This window comes from Nocardia sp. NPDC020380, assembly GCF_044386975.1.
Lineage (GTDB): Bacteria > Actinomycetota > Actinomycetes > Mycobacteriales > Mycobacteriaceae > Nocardia.
This window is the reverse complement of record NZ_JBIRVQ010000002.1, coordinates 389591-404339: the sequence shown is the minus strand read 5'-3', so window position 1 is coordinate 404339 and position 14749 is coordinate 389591. Positions and strand designations below refer to the sequence as shown.

Annotated in this window: 15 protein-coding genes; 1 reads left to right on the top strand and 14 read right to left on the bottom strand. The window is 68.7% G+C overall.

From position 1 onward, the window contains the following. Positions 1 to 63: 63 nt before the first annotated feature. From ACH438_RS05445 to ACH438_RS05430, 4 genes are all read right to left on the bottom strand, one after another. Positions 64 to 546: a PucR family transcriptional regulator gene (locus ACH438_RS05445; protein ID WP_397001519.1), complete on the bottom strand. Its 483-nt coding sequence runs from the start codon at positions 544 to 546 to the stop codon at positions 64 to 66. A 96-nt stretch (positions 547 to 642) separates the two neighbouring features. Then, entirely contained in the window at positions 643 to 1503 is an 861-nt protein-coding gene (locus tag ACH438_RS05440) for an alpha/beta fold hydrolase (RefSeq protein WP_397001517.1), read from the bottom strand. A gap of 91 nt (positions 1504 to 1594) precedes the next feature. Continuing rightward, positions 1595 to 2188, bottom strand: a complete 594-nt coding sequence (locus ACH438_RS05435; protein ID WP_397001515.1) for an acyl transferase — start codon at positions 2186 to 2188, stop codon at positions 1595 to 1597. Positions 2189 to 2285: 97 nt separating this feature from the next. Continuing rightward, the gene (locus ACH438_RS05430; RefSeq protein ID WP_397001513.1) at positions 2286 to 2627 is read right to left on the bottom strand and encodes a hypothetical protein; all 342 of its coding nucleotides are present in this window, start codon (positions 2625 to 2627) and stop codon (positions 2286 to 2288) included. Positions 2628 to 2775: 148 nt separating this feature from the next. Here ACH438_RS05430 and ACH438_RS05425 point away from each other — a divergent pair, with 148 nt between their 5' ends. Continuing rightward, on the top strand, positions 2776 to 3924 hold the full coding sequence (locus ACH438_RS05425) for a hypothetical protein (RefSeq protein ID WP_397001511.1): 1149 nt from the start codon (positions 2776 to 2778) through the stop codon (positions 3922 to 3924). Positions 3925 to 3932: 8 nt separating this feature from the next. Here ACH438_RS05425 and ACH438_RS05420 read toward each other — a convergent pair whose 3' ends face one another. The 10 genes from ACH438_RS05420 to pyrF all read right to left on the bottom strand — a co-directional run bounded on the left by ACH438_RS05420 (position 3933) and on the right by pyrF (position 14749). Further along, the gene (locus ACH438_RS05420) at positions 3933 to 6317 is read right to left on the bottom strand and encodes a primosomal protein N' (RefSeq protein ID WP_397002294.1); all 2385 of its coding nucleotides are present in this window, start codon (positions 6315 to 6317) and stop codon (positions 3933 to 3935) included. Between the two features lie 204 nt (positions 6318 to 6521). After that, complete coding sequence (gene metK / locus ACH438_RS05415; RefSeq protein ID WP_397001509.1) at positions 6522 to 7736, bottom strand: methionine adenosyltransferase; 1215 nt, start codon at positions 7734 to 7736, stop codon at positions 6522 to 6524. 193 nt (positions 7737 to 7929) lie between these two features. Beyond that, a complete protein-coding gene (gene coaBC / locus ACH438_RS05410; RefSeq protein ID WP_397001507.1) occupies positions 7930 to 9177 on the bottom strand; it encodes a bifunctional phosphopantothenoylcysteine decarboxylase/phosphopantothenate--cysteine ligase CoaBC in 1248 nt (415 codons plus the stop codon). Between the two features lie 86 nt (positions 9178 to 9263). Then, complete coding sequence (gene rpoZ, locus ACH438_RS05405; RefSeq protein ID WP_033086942.1) at positions 9264 to 9542, bottom strand: DNA-directed RNA polymerase subunit omega; 279 nt, start codon at positions 9540 to 9542, stop codon at positions 9264 to 9266. A 95-nt stretch (positions 9543 to 9637) separates the two neighbouring features. Continuing rightward, positions 9638 to 10222 carry a guanylate kinase gene (gmk, locus tag ACH438_RS05400; protein WP_397001505.1) on the bottom strand — a complete coding sequence of 195 codons (585 nt, stop codon included), beginning with the start codon at positions 10220 to 10222 and terminating at the stop codon, positions 9638 to 9640. 7 nt (positions 10223 to 10229) lie between these two features. Further along, entirely contained in the window at positions 10230 to 10553 is a 324-nt protein-coding gene (mihF, locus tag ACH438_RS05395; protein WP_033086940.1) for an integration host factor, actinobacterial type, read from the bottom strand. A 616-nt stretch (positions 10554 to 11169) separates the two neighbouring features. Further along, positions 11170 to 11799, bottom strand: coding sequence for a LysE family translocator (locus ACH438_RS05390; protein ID WP_397001502.1), 630 nt, complete (start codon positions 11797 to 11799; stop codon positions 11170 to 11172). A gap of 42 nt (positions 11800 to 11841) precedes the next feature. Then, on the bottom strand, positions 11842 to 12690 hold the full coding sequence (locus ACH438_RS05385; RefSeq protein ID WP_397001500.1) for a patatin-like phospholipase family protein: 849 nt from the start codon (positions 12688 to 12690) through the stop codon (positions 11842 to 11844). 228 nt (positions 12691 to 12918) lie between these two features. After that, complete coding sequence (locus tag ACH438_RS05380) at positions 12919 to 13773, bottom strand: patatin-like phospholipase family protein (RefSeq protein ID WP_397001498.1); 855 nt, start codon at positions 13771 to 13773, stop codon at positions 12919 to 12921. A 151-nt stretch (positions 13774 to 13924) separates the two neighbouring features. Continuing rightward, on the bottom strand, positions 13925 to 14749 hold the full coding sequence (gene pyrF, locus ACH438_RS05375) for an orotidine-5'-phosphate decarboxylase (protein ID WP_397001496.1): 825 nt from the start codon (positions 14747 to 14749) through the stop codon (positions 13925 to 13927).

Below are 14749 nucleotides of genomic sequence, written 5' to 3'. Positions count from 1 at the left end.
CGGCGCGCGTGATTCGGAATAGTTCACAAGATTGCCCGCCCGAGTTTTGGCAGATTCTCGGGGTCAGGACTCGGCGGCGCGGCCCGGCCGGGCGGCGCGAGAGGCGTCGAGCTCACGGTAGCGCAGCGCCCACCACACCTGGAAGGCCACCTCGGGATCCTTCAGGCTGACCCCGGTGAGTTCCTCGAACCGAGCCAGGCGATAGCGAACCGTGTTGTGGTGCAAAAACATCCGATTCGCCGTCTCGGACGCATTGAGACCCGCCGACAGATAGCAGTCCACCGTCTCGAGAATCGGGGAGGCGTCGGCATCGCGGACGGTGTCGAGATAGCGGGCCGCCAGCACATTCCCGACCTCGGTATCGCCGACGACGGCCGCGCGCAAGCCCAGGTCGGTGAGCGTGTGAGCGCCACGACGGTCGAACAACCGCGCGGTCTCGGCGACCCGGCCCGCGATACGGAACGACCGGGGTAGCTCGGCGAGTTCGACGCTCGGGCCGATGCCCAGATATCCGTCCGGAACCTCCGGACCCCCGGTCGCGTGCAACCGGGCTCCCCGGTCGAATGAGCAAGTATTGAGCTACCGCCAATTCGACCATAGCAGTGCACAGATCGCGCTCACCGCGGCGTTCTCGCGGACACGTCAGCGCAAGAACTCGGTCAGGGCCGAAGCGACCGCAGCGGGATTCTCCACCTGCGGGTAATGACCCGTCGCCGGCGACTGGTCGAGAACCACCAGCCGCGCGTGCGGCAGGCGCTCGCGCAGGCGGGGCAGCACATGTCCGCCGCTCACGGGATCGGCTGGGCCCCAGACGAACAGCAGTGGTCCCGGGTACTGCTCCAGCGCCGATACCCAGCTCTCGCCGTGGGTGCGGCGGTCGTCGATGTAGCGCAGCAGGCTGTGCTGAATGCGCTTGCCGCCGTTCATGGTGGTGGATCGCCACATATCGTGCAGATCGGCGTCGGAGACCGGGCGGCCGAACAGTTCACGCAGGGACTTCCGGTACAGCGGCTCGGTGGTCAGGTACTGCGCCACCGCGCCCGCGGGGCCGTACAGCAGCTTCTGAGTTCGTATGGGGCGGTGCAGATCCGGGTAGAGGCCGCCGTTGAGGAAGGCCGCGGCGGTCAAGCGGGCCGAGTCGCGGCGCAGCAGTTCCTGCGCGACGGACACGCCGTAGTCGTGCGCGACCAGCGCGGTACTACTGATACCCAGGTGCTGCCACAACTCTTCGACGATCGACGCCTGCTCGACGATCCGGTAGTCGTGGCCGGCGGGCTTGTCGCTGGCGCCGAAGCCGAGGAAGTCGAGAGTGGTTACCCGGCAACCCGATTCGATCAGATCCGGGAGGATCGGTGCCCAGTCGTGCGAGGAGGTCGGGAAGCCGTGCAGCAGGGTGACCGGCCGGCCGTCGGCGGGCCCGTCCTGCCGGTAGAAGATCTCGTGGCCGCCCAGCCGGGTGCGTTCGCCACCGGCGATCCATTCGTCGAGCCTCACGTGTGTCACCCGCTATCCATACCACGCGGCCTGTGACCGGGCGGTCGACGCCATTGTGGCCCTCCTCGCGCAGGACGCCTGCGGTACCCGTCCGGCGGGGTCAGTCCCAGACGCCGCTGTCGACGACCCAGATGCCGTGATCGCCCTGCGTTGCGGGCTGGGTGAGGTGCAGGGATACCTTGGCGCCGTCGGAATTGGTGACGAAGACGACCATCGGTGCGCCCATGCTGGTCTGCACGCTGGTCCAGCCGAATCGGGCTTGTACGAAGGACTTTGCCACCTGGACCTGGTCGAGTCGCCAGGGTTGGTGACCGCTGTTCACCGCGGTCTGCAGGTCGGTGGCTTGCTGGGGCGTGAGACCTTCTCCGGAGAAGGTGGTGCCGGACGAGGGCGAGACCGGTGAGGTCGGCGGCACCAGCGAAGTGGTGACCTCCGGAGGCGTCGTGGTGTCCGGGGCCGTGGCTGTCGTGGGCACTACGGTCGTGGACGCCGGGGCTGTCGGCAACGCCGTGATCTCGCCGGACTGCGTGACCGGCACGGACGGGGTGGTCGTGGACTGGCTGGGTGCCGGCGAGGTGGTCGAACTCGTGCAGCCGGCGATCGCGGCGGCACAGGTCGCGGCGCCGACCGCGGTGATCAGTAGCCGGCGCAGCACAGGGCGGGGTGCAATGCGGTCGGGCTTGGCGTAAGGCATGGGATTCCCCCGGTCGTGTTTCCGATCCCCGACGACGATTCACGACGAACCGTTGTCTTCACTTCGTATCGGCAGCCCGGATCGTTAATCCGCGAGGCTAGTCGGGCAGCAGCGCGAAGACCTTCACCACGAACGAACCCCCGCCCGAGCCGGACGGGCCCGCGATATAGAAACCGCGGCGGGACAACGACTTCTGCTCGCGCGGCACCGGGGTCTTCGACCCGGACACGATGTTCGACAGGACACGCTGGTCGTAGTTGGCGCGCACATCCGCCATCACGCTGAATCTGATCGCCGCGATATGGGGTTCGGTCCGCCACACCAGGGCTTCGGCGCCCTCCGGGATGGCGGCCAGCGAGAAGTTCGGGCTCGATCGATCCTTCTGCCCCGACCTGGGACGATCATCCGATCGAACCTCGGCGACCAGGACTTCCCGCATCCGCGTACTCCTTCGTGCCCAGAGGGTTTTCGCTCGGTTCGACCCTATCAACCAGGGTCGACGCGGGCGATTACGAATTGTCGGCGTTCACTTCGGGTTCCGCGCCGTCCGCGACCGTATGTCCGATACGCCACATACGATCGTTCGGGTGAGCGCTCGAGGTGAGGGCGAGCCGTGGCGGCTGCTCGACGACATCGACCGGCTCGTCGACGAGAGCATGCGGGACGGGGAACCCCGCACCGGCTACGACTACGGCGACCCGGCCTTCCCCGACTGCCCGAACCCGTACTGCGACGAGACCTGGCACGGCCTGGCCATCACCACCCACATGTACCGGATGCGGCTGCGCGGCAATGTCGATCCCGACTACGACCACCGCACCGATGACAGCCCGGTGCTCTGCCCGGGCTCCGACTATCGCGGAGAATGGGAGAACCCGGGCGTGCTGTGGGCCGAACTCCGGAATCCCCGCGAGGACGGCGAGCCCGACTGCGACGGTCAGGCGGCCGAGCCGGAATCGGGCACGGACGCCGACGTGGACGATCCGCGGAAACTTCAGGCCGATGCGATGTGGATGGCGGTCACCCGGCCGGCCACCGTCGTGTGGACGACGACCCTGCTGGTGGCGCTGGCGTCGATGTTCCTCACGCCCGCGCACTGGCGGTGGCTCACCCCGGCGATCGGCATGGCGGCACTGGTCGCGATCGCCTGGCTGCTGGGTTCCAAGCGGCGGCGGTTCCCACCGCGCTATCTGCGCGAAAGGCTCTGCGCCAGACCGGAAACCCTGTTCGCGCTGGTGCTCATGCCTGTGGCGGGCTGGCTACCGGCGCTGTGGTGCTGGCGCACTCCGATGGACACGACACGAGACCTCGCCGATGCCTACCGCGTGCTGTTGATCGCCTGTGCGGTGGCAGGTGTGGCACATGCGATCGTGCAGCTGAGCCGGGTGCGCCAGGTTCCCCGCGAGATGGTCGACGGGGAAGGTGAGACCGACCTGTCGAAGCACAGCACGAATATGCTTGCCCTCGCGATACTTTGGCTGCTCCTCGCGCTTCCCCTGGTCCTGCTCCTCGGACTGACCTTCGGCAGGCTGACCTACCAGCCGGACGCGGTGTGGGCCGCGACCGGTGTGCTCGCCGTGACGATGCTCTGCTTCCTGCTGGAAACCGCTGTGCTGGCGCGAATCAACCGCGACGGCGGTGAGACCGTCATCAGCATCTTCCTGTTCTTCGCCGTCAAGGGGCTGCTGTTGTGGTCGCTCCATGTCATCGGCACAACGCATTTCGCGCTGGGGTAGGCGGCTGGTCAGCCGATGTCGATGGGGTCGATCTGGACGCGCAGCGGGTCGTCGGACTTGTGGGTGCTGCGGACGGCTTGCGCGGCGGCGAGGGCGCGGGACAGGCCGGCGCCGTGGGATCGGTCCACGCGCAGGATCATGCGTTCGACCTCGGCGGGGGAATCGCCGCTGCTGAACGGCTTTCGGGCGCCGGGGGGCAGGGGGACCGGGCCGAGGACCTCGACTTCGCCGGGAAGCTTTGCCTCGGCCAGCAATTCGGCGATCGAGGCGGTGGTGCCGTCGATGGCGGCGAGGCGGACGGCGGGCGGGAAACTCACTTCGGTGCGGCCGTCGAGTTCGATTCGCGCATGCCACACCGGATCCCAGCGCAGCAGCGCCTGCACCGTGGGGATGCCCTGATCGGCCATGACGATGACCCGGCCGTCCGGGCGCACCAGCGCGGCCGCCGACATCCAGCGGCGCAGGGCGTCCTCGGCGGCGCGCAGATCGGCGCGGCCGAGCAGGGCCCAGCCGTCCAGCAGCATGGCCACCGAATAGCCGCCCGGCACCGGCGGTTCGGCGCCGATCGTCGAGACGACCACCTGCGGTCCCGCCGGGACGGTGTCCAGGATCGCCGAACCGCCGGAACCTCGCACCGGCACACCGGGGAACGCGCGCCCCAATTCCTCGGCCGTACGCGCCGCCCCGATCACCACCGCACGCAATGCGCGCGAACCGCAGGTCCCGCAACGGAATGCCGCCTCGGTGATGCCGCACCACCGGCACGCCGGGCTGTGCGCCTCCCCCACTCCCCCGCCGCTGTGGCCGACACGCCCGCCGGCGCGGGCAGACCCGTTGTCCGGCAGGGCCAATGGGCCGTTGCAGTGCCGGCACCGCGCGGGTGTCCGGCATTTGGCGCAGGACAGCGCCGGAATGTATCCGCGCCGCGGCACCTGCACCAGCACCGGTCCACCGGCCGCCAGCGCCTTCCGCGCTTCCATGAACGCCACCGCCGGAATACGAATGGCCTTCGCGATGGGATCCCGCTCCAGCGCGGCATCCGAATCGCCGGGTGCGGTGATCCGCGGCATCGCCCGCCGCAGCTCCGCCCGATCCGCGAGCAGGTCATGCGCCCAACCGGATTCGACGATCGCCTGCACCTCGGCGGTACGCGCGAATCCGCCCGCGACGAAGGCCGCCCCCGTTTCGTGCGCCCGCAGCATCGCCACCTCCCGCGCATGCGGATACGGCGACCGCGGCTCCGCGAAGGTGTCGTCCCCGTCATCCCAGATGGCGATGAGCCCGAGATCCTGCACCGGTGTGAAAACAGCACTCCGCGTCCCCACCACCACCCGCGCGGTCCCCCGCAATGCCGCCAGCCACCGCCGATACCGCGCCGAAGGCCCCAGTCCGGCCGCCAGCCCCACCGCCGAATCCCCCAACAGCGCAGTACATTCCGCCAGCACCCGATTCAGATCCCGCTGATCCGGCACCATCAGCACCGCACTACGCCCACTCCGCACCGCCGTGGCCGCCAGCTCCGCCAGCCGCCGCGCCCACTCCTCCCCCGGCAACGCCTGCCAAGCCGCCCGCGGCCCCCGCCCACTCCCCAGCGCCGTCAGAAACGACCGCCCATGCGCATACCGATCCCACCCCGGAAACTCCTCGGCCACAACCACCGGCACCGCCGCTGCCCGTGAACCGGATTCCACAGCACCCGAATCGGCCGATTGGCCCAATTCCGAGGCCGCATCGGCCTCACCCAGCGCAGCGGATTCCGCCGGCGCCGCGACCATCCCGGTGTCGGCCATAATCGACGGCGTCATCGAGGCGCGCACATCCGCAAGCGAAGAATCCTGCGACGACCCAGCGGAATCCGCGTCGGCTACAACAGGGTCGGCGTCTTCCGCCGGTGCGGCCGAGACCTCGTCCGCGGCACCGAGTGCCGTTGCGGATTCCAGCGGCGACACTGAGGGTTCGGTCTCGTCGAGTTCGACCACGGTAAGTGAGTCGGGCTCGGGCGCAGTGGTTTCGGAGGAAGCACGACCGCGGCGGCGCTTGGGCGCGGCAGGTTCGGCGCCTTCGGTTTCGACCTTGGCGTGGCGAGGCGGGATAGCGAGGCGGAGGACGTCGGCTCGGGTGCCGGCGTAGCGGCCCGCGACGGCGGTGACGAGTTTCAGGATTTCGGGAGTCAGGACGCGTTCGCCGGAGACCACTCGCTCCAAGCGGACGAGTTTGCCGGTGTGGTCGGACCTTTCGAGCCGCTCGAGGAGATAGCCGTCGATCAGGCGGCCGGAGAAGCGGACTCGGACTCGGACGCCGGGTTGGGCGAGCGCATCCATCTCGGGCGGGACGAGGTAGTCGAAATCACGGTCCAGGTGCGCGGGTTCGAGGAGCGGGAGGACGCGCGCGATGGGGCGTTCCACGGTGCCGGGGCGCGCGGCGACGGCGGGATCCGCCACGGCGGCAGTGCTGTCCACGTCCGCGTTGTTCTCCACCCCGAGGAGGCTGTTCAGGTCGATGAGGCTGTCCGCGCCTACGACGGCGGGAGCGTCGGGCTCGGAGATCGGATTCTCCGTGCCCGACGCTCCCGTCGTCACGTTGGCTGTGTGGGCCAATTACAGCCCGGCGGCCGCGCGCAGCTTCTCCGCGCGGTCGGTGCGCTCCCAGGGCAGGTCGACGTCGGTGCGGCCGAAGTGGCCGTACGCGGCGGTCGGCGCGTAGATCGGGCGCAGCAGGTCCAGGTCGCGGATGATGGCGCCGGGACGGAGGTCGAAGACCTCGCTGATGGCCGCGGAGATCTTGGCCGGGTCGATCTGCTCGGTGCCGAAGGTCTCGACGAACAGGCCGACGGGGGCCGCCTTGCCGATGGCGTAGGCGACCTGGACCTCGGTGCGTTCGGCCAGGCCGGCGGCGACGACGTTCTTGGCGACCCAGCGCATGGCGTAGGCGGCCGAGCGGTCGACCTTCGACGGGTCCTTGCCGGAGAAGGCGCCGCCGCCGTGGCGGGCCATGCCGCCGTAGGTGTCGACGATGATCTTGCGTCCGGTCAGGCCGGCGTCACCCATCGGGCCACCGAGAACGAACTTGCCGGTCGGGTTGACCAGCAGGCGCACGTTCGAGATGTCCAGCGGGTTCGGCAGTTCCAGCTCCGCCAGCACCGTCTCGACGACCTTCTCGCGAATATCGGGCGCGAGCAGGTTGTCCAGGTCGATGTCCGCGGCGTGCTGGGTGGAGATGACCACGGTGTCGAGCCGCTTGGGGATGGAGCCCTCGTACTCGATGGTGACCTGGGTCTTGCCGTCCGGGCGCAGGTACGGCAGCACGCCGGACTTGCGGACCTCGGTCAGGCGGCGAGACAGCTTGTGCGCCAGCGAGATCGGGAGCGGCATGAGCTCCGGGGTCTCGATGGTCGCGTAGCCGAACATCAGGCCCTGGTCGCCGGCGCCCTGGCGGGCGATCTCGTCGTCCTCACCACCGACGCGGGCCTCGTGCGAGTGATCCACGCCCTGCGCGATATCGGGCGACTGCGCACCGATGGCGACGTTCACGCCACAGGAAGCACCGTCGAAACCCTTTGCCGAGGAGTCGTATCCGATCTCCAGGACCTTCTCGCGGACGATGGTCGGAATATCGGCATAGGCCGAGGTGGTGACCTCACCGGCCACATGCACCTGGCCGGTGGTCACCAGCGTCTCCACTGCGACACGGCTGCGCGGGTCCGCGGCAAGCAACGCATCGAGGATGGAATCGCTGATGGCATCACAGATTTTGTCCGGGTGACCTTCGGTCACGGACTCACTGGTGAATAGGCGGCTGCCAGTCGTGCGCACAGTTGTTCCCTCTCCCTCAACGGGTTTCTCGTAGCGGGCCGCGACGGTAGCTCGTCTCACCACCGCACACAACCCTTTGTCTCAGGTTATGCCAATCCGAACGCCGAGGGACGGGCCCGTCACCATGGCGAACGGATTGTGACTCAGACAGTATCCGCCGGTTGCGGTCCGTCTGCCCTGCGGTGCCGAGGCTTCAGCGGAGCAAGGGTCCGAGTGCGTCGAGCACCCGGCTGGCCAGCAGTGCCTTGGACCCGTGGTCCAAGGCGATCTCAGTACCGTCGGCACCGAGCAGCCAACCATCATTATGGTCCACCTCGAAGGCTTTGCCTTCCCCAACGGCGTTGACCACCAAGAGATCGCAGCCCTTGCGGGCCAGTTTCGCGCGAGCATGGGTGAGCACGTCGGCATGCTCGTCACCGGTCTCGGCGGCGAAGCCGACGATCGCGGTGCCCGGTAGCTGACCGTCGCGGCGGGACTGGACCAGGCCGGCGAGGATGTCCGGGGTCTTGGCGAGATCGATCGAATTCGGCTCGTCCGCACCCTTTTTGATCTTCGCCGCGGCCACGTTCACCGGCCGGAAGTCGGCCACCGCTGCGGCCATGATGACCGCGTCCGAGCCCAGCGCGTGCTTGTCCACCGCGACTTTCAACTGCTCGGCGGTGGTCACGTGCACGACCTCGACAGCGGCCGGCGGTTCCAGCCCGATGGTATTGCCCGCGATCAGCGTTACCTGTGCGCCACGCTGTGCGGCGAGTCGCGCCAGCGCGTAGCCCTGCTTACCGGAACTCCGATTACCCAGGAAGCGAACAGGATCCAGCGGTTCCCGGGTGCCGCCCGCGGACACCACGACGCGGCGGCCTTCGAGGTCGCGCGGGATGGCGTCGGCGCGTTCCAGCAGCAGGGTCGCCAGTCCGAAGATCTCCTCGGGCTCGGGCAGCCGGCCCGCACCGGTGTCGGCGCCGGTGAGGCGGCCGTGCGCGGGTTCCATGACGATCGCGCCGTGCTCGCGCAGCGTCGCGACATTCGCGCGCGTCGCCGGGTGCTCCCACATTTCGGTGTGCATGGCGGGCGCGATCAGCACGGGACATCGTGCGGTGAGAAGAGTGGCGGTGAGGAGATCGTCGGCGCGGCCCTGCGCGGCGCGGGCCATCAGGTCCGCGGTGGCGGGCGCGATGACGATCAGCTCGGCCTCCTGGCCGAGACGCACATGCGGCACCTCGGGCACGTCGGCGAACACACCGGTATTGACCGGGTTGCCGGACAGCGCCTCGAAAGTGGCCTTACCGATGAACTGCAGCGCAGCCTCGGTAGGAATGACGCGAACCTCGTGCCCGGTTTCGGTGAACCGGCGCACGAGGTTGCATGCCTTGTATGCGGCGATGCCGCCGCCTACTCCGACGACGACCCGGGTCACCGCTCGCCCCAGACGTTGGTCGCGCACACCTGCGCGATAGGAGTGATCACTACGCCTCCAGCGCCGTCGTTACGTTGTAGCCGAGAAAGCTTGGCCTCGAACGAGATTCGAGACTACTCGCCCTCGGAATGCTCCAGCAGATCGGCGTGGATCTCGCGCATGGCCACCGACAGCGGCTTCTCCTGCAGACCCGGCTCGACCAGCGGGCCGACGTATTCGAGAATGCCGTCGCCGAGCTGGTTGTAGTAGTCGTTGATCTGCCGGGCCCGCTTGGCTGCGTAGATGACCAGCGCGTACTTGGACGAGGTCCGTTCCAGCAGTTCGTCGATCGGCGGGTTGGTGAGGCCGACCGGAGTGTCGTAGGCGGGAACGGTCTTGATGTCCGTACTCACTAGGAAGGCTCCTGCGGGGTTGTTCGGAAAGGGATGCGGACCGGCTCGGAGCCCTGTCTGATCGATCGAGACAGCGACGAACCGGTGCTCCGGGGTCAGGACCCCGAATTTGTGCTAACGAACAACGATACCAACTGCTCGCAGGCGCTGGTCACGTGGTCGTTCACTATGACGATGTCGAACTCGTCACATGCCGCCAATTCGGTCCGCGCGGTCTGCAGCCGCCGCTCGATGACCTCGGGCGATTCGGTGCCGCGGGATCGGAGCCGGGAAACCAGCTCATCCCAGCTGGGCGGGGCCAGGAAGACCAGGATGGCCTCCGGCATGGTCGTGCGTATCGAGCGCGCTCCGGCCAGATCCACCTCGATCAATACGTGGTGTCCGGTCGCGAGCGCCTCGCGTACGGGTGCGGCCGGGGTGCCCGACCTTTGCAGTCCACCGTGAATGTCGGCCCACTCCAGAAGTTCGCCCGCCTCGATCATGGCGTCGAACTTGTCGCGGGTGACGAACCGGTAGTCCTGACCGTCGACCTCCCCGGGCCGCGGAGCCCGGGTGGTGGCCGACACACTGAATACCAGTTCGGGCAGTCGTTCGCGCACGCAGCGCACGACAGTGGACTTACCGACGGCCGAGGGGCCGACCAGGACTACCAGTCGACCCTTCCGAGTGTGTTCGACCACCCTCGGATTATTCGGCGCTGAAGTCGAACCGGGCCAGCAGCGCCTTACGCTGCCGGTCGCCCAGTCCGCGCAGCCGGCGGGTGGGAGCGATTTCCAGTTCGCTCATGATTTCTGCCGCCTTGACCTTGCCAACCTTCGGCAGGGCCTCGAGCAGAGCCGAAACCTTCATCTTGCCGAGCACTTCGTCCTTCTCGGCATCGGCCAGGACCGTCTTCAGATCGGTACCGCCACGCTTCAAGCGCTCCTTGAGCTCCGCCCGAGCGCGGCGAGCGGCAGCCGCCTTCTCCAAAGCAGCGGCGCGCTGCTCGTCAGTCAGCTGGGGAAGGGCCACGGTTCCTCCGTCTCATCGTTCATTGCCAGATCTCCCGCCGGTAACCCGGCGGTCTCAGCGACCGTACCCACGACGCTTGGCGATTGCGAACCCACCCCCCAGGTCAGCGCCTGATTCGGTGCGCAACCGGGCCGGATGGGCGGCGTCACGGGTGCTCGCCGACCGGTCGTGGCGATCCTCTTGCCACGACCACGAATATCCTTGCAGCCAGGGGTTTTTCGACCCTCCACCGGGGGGCCGGAAGGGCCGGACTGGCCCCGTCGAAAACCGTGACCGAGCTGTAATCTCGCGACCTGGAAGTTCTTCGGATTTCTCGGCGTGTCGTTCGAATCGGTACCGCGTGTCGCGCATCGCCCGGGTCGGCAGGCGGAGTTGTGAAGCGCACATTTCCGACATTGCTTCGATGCAGGTAGGGCAGGTTCCTCCGGCCCGCGACGGCCTCGGATCACGGTCGCGACGGCCCGTTTGGGGGGCCTGGGACGCCCGCTGACGGGTTAAACCCACCGGGCGCGACCCCGTGCGCCGGTCCGCGGCCGCGAGACGTGAGACGGGCGACCAGGACAAGCGTTCGATCGGACCGCGAATGCCGAGGTGAACAACGCCACACTGCCGCGGATCAGTTGCTTTCGATCGCGATCCGGATGCCCAGGCCGACCATGAACGTGCCCATCGCCGCATCCAAAGCACGCCGCACCCGGCGGCGCGTGAACACGTGCCGCAACGCGCCGACGCCGAACGCCAGCGTGCTGAACCAGGCCAGGTTCGCGACCGTGCAGACCACCGCTAGTTCGAGCGTGCCCAGCGCGGACGGATCGTGCGGGAGGAACTGCGGCACAAGGGCGATGAAGAACACCGCGCACTTCGGATTCAGCAGGTTCGTCAACAGCCCCTGCCGGAACGCCACGAAGGATCCGCGCTGCTTCGACACCGCCTCGGACTCCGGCCGGTAATCACCGCGCCGCGCCGCCAGCAGCGCGCGAATGCCGATGTACGCCAGGTAGATCGCGCCGACCAGCTTCACCACCGTGTACGCCTCCGCGGACGCCGCCAGCAGCCCCGCGATGCCGATAGCGGTGACCAGCGCCCACACGAAAACGCCCACGGCGATCCCGCCCGCACAAGCGACCCCCGACCGGCGTCCGGACACCACCGAATTCCGTAGCACGACAAGAAAATCCGGCCCGGGCGACATGGAACCGAGGATGATCACCCCGGCCAGCGTGAGAATCTCTGCGGTCGACAACACCCGGTCATCCTACGACCCGGGTACGACACCGCCGGGCCCCGATCAGGCGGTAGGCCACACATCCTCGAGCTGCACCGCGGCCTCGCCGCCCTGCCGGACACCCTCGCGGAACGCCGGTTCACGGGCGGCCGGATCGAACAGGTTCGATCCGATCGCGGCGATGGCGGCCGCATCCGGCGCGATGGACTGCGTTGCGGCGCCACCCAATTCACGGTCGCTCGGACTGCGCGGAAACAGATGCGCGAGCGGCTCGATGATCAGCATGAACTCCGCACCTGCGGCCAGATCCGCATTGATCGGCGAGTACAGCCCGCCGTCGATGTAGACGACCCCGTCGATCGGAATCGGCGGGAAGACCCCGGGCACCGAGGTACTCGACGCCACCGCCTCGGCGAGCGTGGCCTTGCCGTCGGGCGTCCACACCTGCCGGCGCCCGGTCGCCGCGTCGACCGCGGTGACGAGCAGTTCACGCTCCGGCCATGACTCGACCCCGATCAGATTCGCCATGCGAGCGATGTGTTCGGCGGGATCTCCCGCGCCCGCCTCCAGTGCTCGCTCACCGACCCGCCGCCGGAACTCGTCGGGTTCCAGGCCCAGCGTGAACAGCTCCCCCATGAGCTCGTTCATCCCGTTCGGATTCACCCGCAGCTCCCCGGAAACCCCCGGCCGCTCCGGCGGGTTCAACAACCGCTCCGGATCCAGTCCCCCGGTGATCACGGCCGCCGTGATCGCACCCGCCGAGGTCCCGACGATCCGATCGGCCAGCGTCAGGTCGATCCCCGCCTCCCCCAGCCCGGCGGCAACCCCGGCCATCCAGGTCAGCCCGACGGCGCCCCCGCCACCGAGCACAAGAGCATTCCGAAATCCATTGGGCGGCACCGCAGCAGACATGCCGCCACTGTAGACGAGCGGCCGGAGGCCCATTCTCCAGATCACTGTAAGAACATCGCTGCCCTCGCAGCCGGGGCTGGTAGCCGAGCCGCCGCAACGGACCGGACGGCGAGCTCGGCGAATGCCGAGTCGAAGCGTCGGCGCGGATTCAGCGACGGCCTGGATATCGGGGCCCGCAACGCCGTTGCCGCTTTACCTGATTCGCGGCGGGTGAGGGCCGGGCGGCGGTCACTCGGAGGTCGGCCACACGTCGCGGAGCCGGGTCGCGGCTTGGGCGGCTTGCCGCACACCGGCTTCGAAGGCCGGGCGGCGGGCGGCGGGGGCGAAGAGGTCGGAGCCGAAGGCGGATATGGCGGGGGTGTCGGCGGTGATGGATATCGTTGGGGCGCCCGCTAGTTCGGTGTCGGTGGCGGCGCGGGGGAAGAGGTGGGCGAAGGGTTCGAGGATGACTATGAGGGGGGCGCCGGCGGCGAGGTCGGCGTTGATCGGGGAGCGGAGGCCGCCGTCGAGGAAGTGGCTGCCGTCGATGGGGATGGCGGGGAAGACGCCGGGGACGGCGGTGCTGGCGGCTATGGCTTCGGGGAGGGTGGCTTTGCCTTCGCGGGTCCAGGTGCGGAGGGCGCCGGTGGTGGCGTCTACGGCGGTGATGAGGAGGTCGTGGTGGGGCCAGTCGGTGATGCCTAGCAGTTGGCTCATGCGGGCGATGTGGTCTGCCGGGTCGCCGAGGTCGAGTTCGAGTGCGTGCGCACCGATTCGGCGGCGGCGCGCCACGGGATCGATGTCTGCGGCGTTCAACTGGAGCGAATCCGCGGGGCTTGACGTGGCGCTGGAAGGGGTCGGCTCAGGCGCCGGCGGCTCGGAGGGGAGGCTTGCGAGGAGGTCTGCGAGGTCTACGTTGCCGGCCAGGTTCGCGCCGAGCACGGCGCCGGCGGAGGTGCCGACTATGCGGCCGGCCAGGGAGAGGTCGATTCCGGTCTGGCGCAGGCCGAGTGTGAGGCCGAACAGCCACATCACGCCCGCGGCGCCACCTCCGCCGAGAACCAGTGCGGGGCGGGAGTTATCGGGCGGCGAGGCGGGAGGCATGATCCCAACCTACCGAAGAGATGGGTCGAAAACCGTCCCTGAGCTGGGGAAATCGTGTCGTATCCGAGCAGGATCGTGTTGCTGCGCGAAATGGTTCGGCCCGGCGTCACGTGGCGATGCGTGATGCCGGGCCGACCTACCGTCGAACGGATCAGCCTTGCAGGAAGGCGAATTCGGCCGCGAGCTCCGCGACCTTGGCCTTCAGTGCCGGCACCGAGGGTCCGGCCTGGAGGACTTCGCGCGAGACATTGGGCAGGACCGCGCCGAGGTCGCTGTCCGGCACCAGGTTCCGGATGGAGTCCGCTCCCCCGCCCTGCGCACCCACGCCGGGCATGAGGATGGGCCCGTTGAGCTTGCTCAGGTCGGGCGCTTCGCTGAGGGTGGCCCCGACCACGACGCCGACGGAACCGAAGTCGCTGCCCGCATTGAGGGCTGCCGCGTCGTCGACCATGCGCTGGGCGATGGTGCGGCCGTCGGCACCGGTGATGCGCTGCAGTTCGGCGCCTTCCGGGTTCGAGGTGGCCGCGAGCACGAACACGCCGCGGTCATTGGCCCGCGCCAGCTCCAGCGCCGGTGCGAGCGAACCGAATCCGAGGTACGGGGAGACGGTGACCGCGTCGCTGCCGAGCGGCCCGTCACCGAGCCAGGCGTGCGCGTACGCGTCCATGGTGGAGCCGATATCGCCGCGCTTGGCGTCGGCGACCACCAGGGTGCCCGCCGCCCGCAGCGCGGCAATCGTCTCCTCCAGCACCACGATTCCGGCGGAACCGTAGGTCTCGAAGAACGCTACCTGCGGTTTGACCAGCGCGACCCGGCCCGCGAACGCCCGCACGCAGACATCCGCGAACTTGGCCAGACCGGCCGCGTCCTCGCTCAGCCCCCAGGCCCGCAGCAGCGGCGGGTGCGGGTCGATGCCCACGCACAGCGGACCGTGCTCGCGCATCGCATCCCGCAGCCGCACACCGAATGTCGTCAT

Bases quoted from the DNA above. Each gene is read 5' to 3' on its own strand.
- pyrF (WP_397001496.1), bottom strand. From the start codon at position 14,749: ATGACGACATTCGGTGTGCGGCTGCGGGATGCGATGCGCGAGCACGGT.
- ACH438_RS05385 (WP_397001500.1), bottom strand. From the start codon at position 12,690: ATGTCTGCTGCGGTGCCGCCCAATGGATTTCGGAATGCTCTTGTGCTC.
- ACH438_RS05435 (WP_397001515.1), bottom strand. From the start codon at position 2,188: ATGCCTTACGCCAAGCCCGACCGCATTGCACCCCGCCCTGTGCTGCGC.
- ACH438_RS05430 (WP_397001513.1), bottom strand. From the start codon at position 2,627: ATGCGGGAAGTCCTGGTCGCCGAGGTTCGATCGGATGATCGTCCCAGG.
- ACH438_RS05380 (WP_397001498.1), bottom strand. From the start codon at position 13,773: ATGCCTCCCGCCTCGCCGCCCGATAACTCCCGCCCCGCACTGGTTCTC.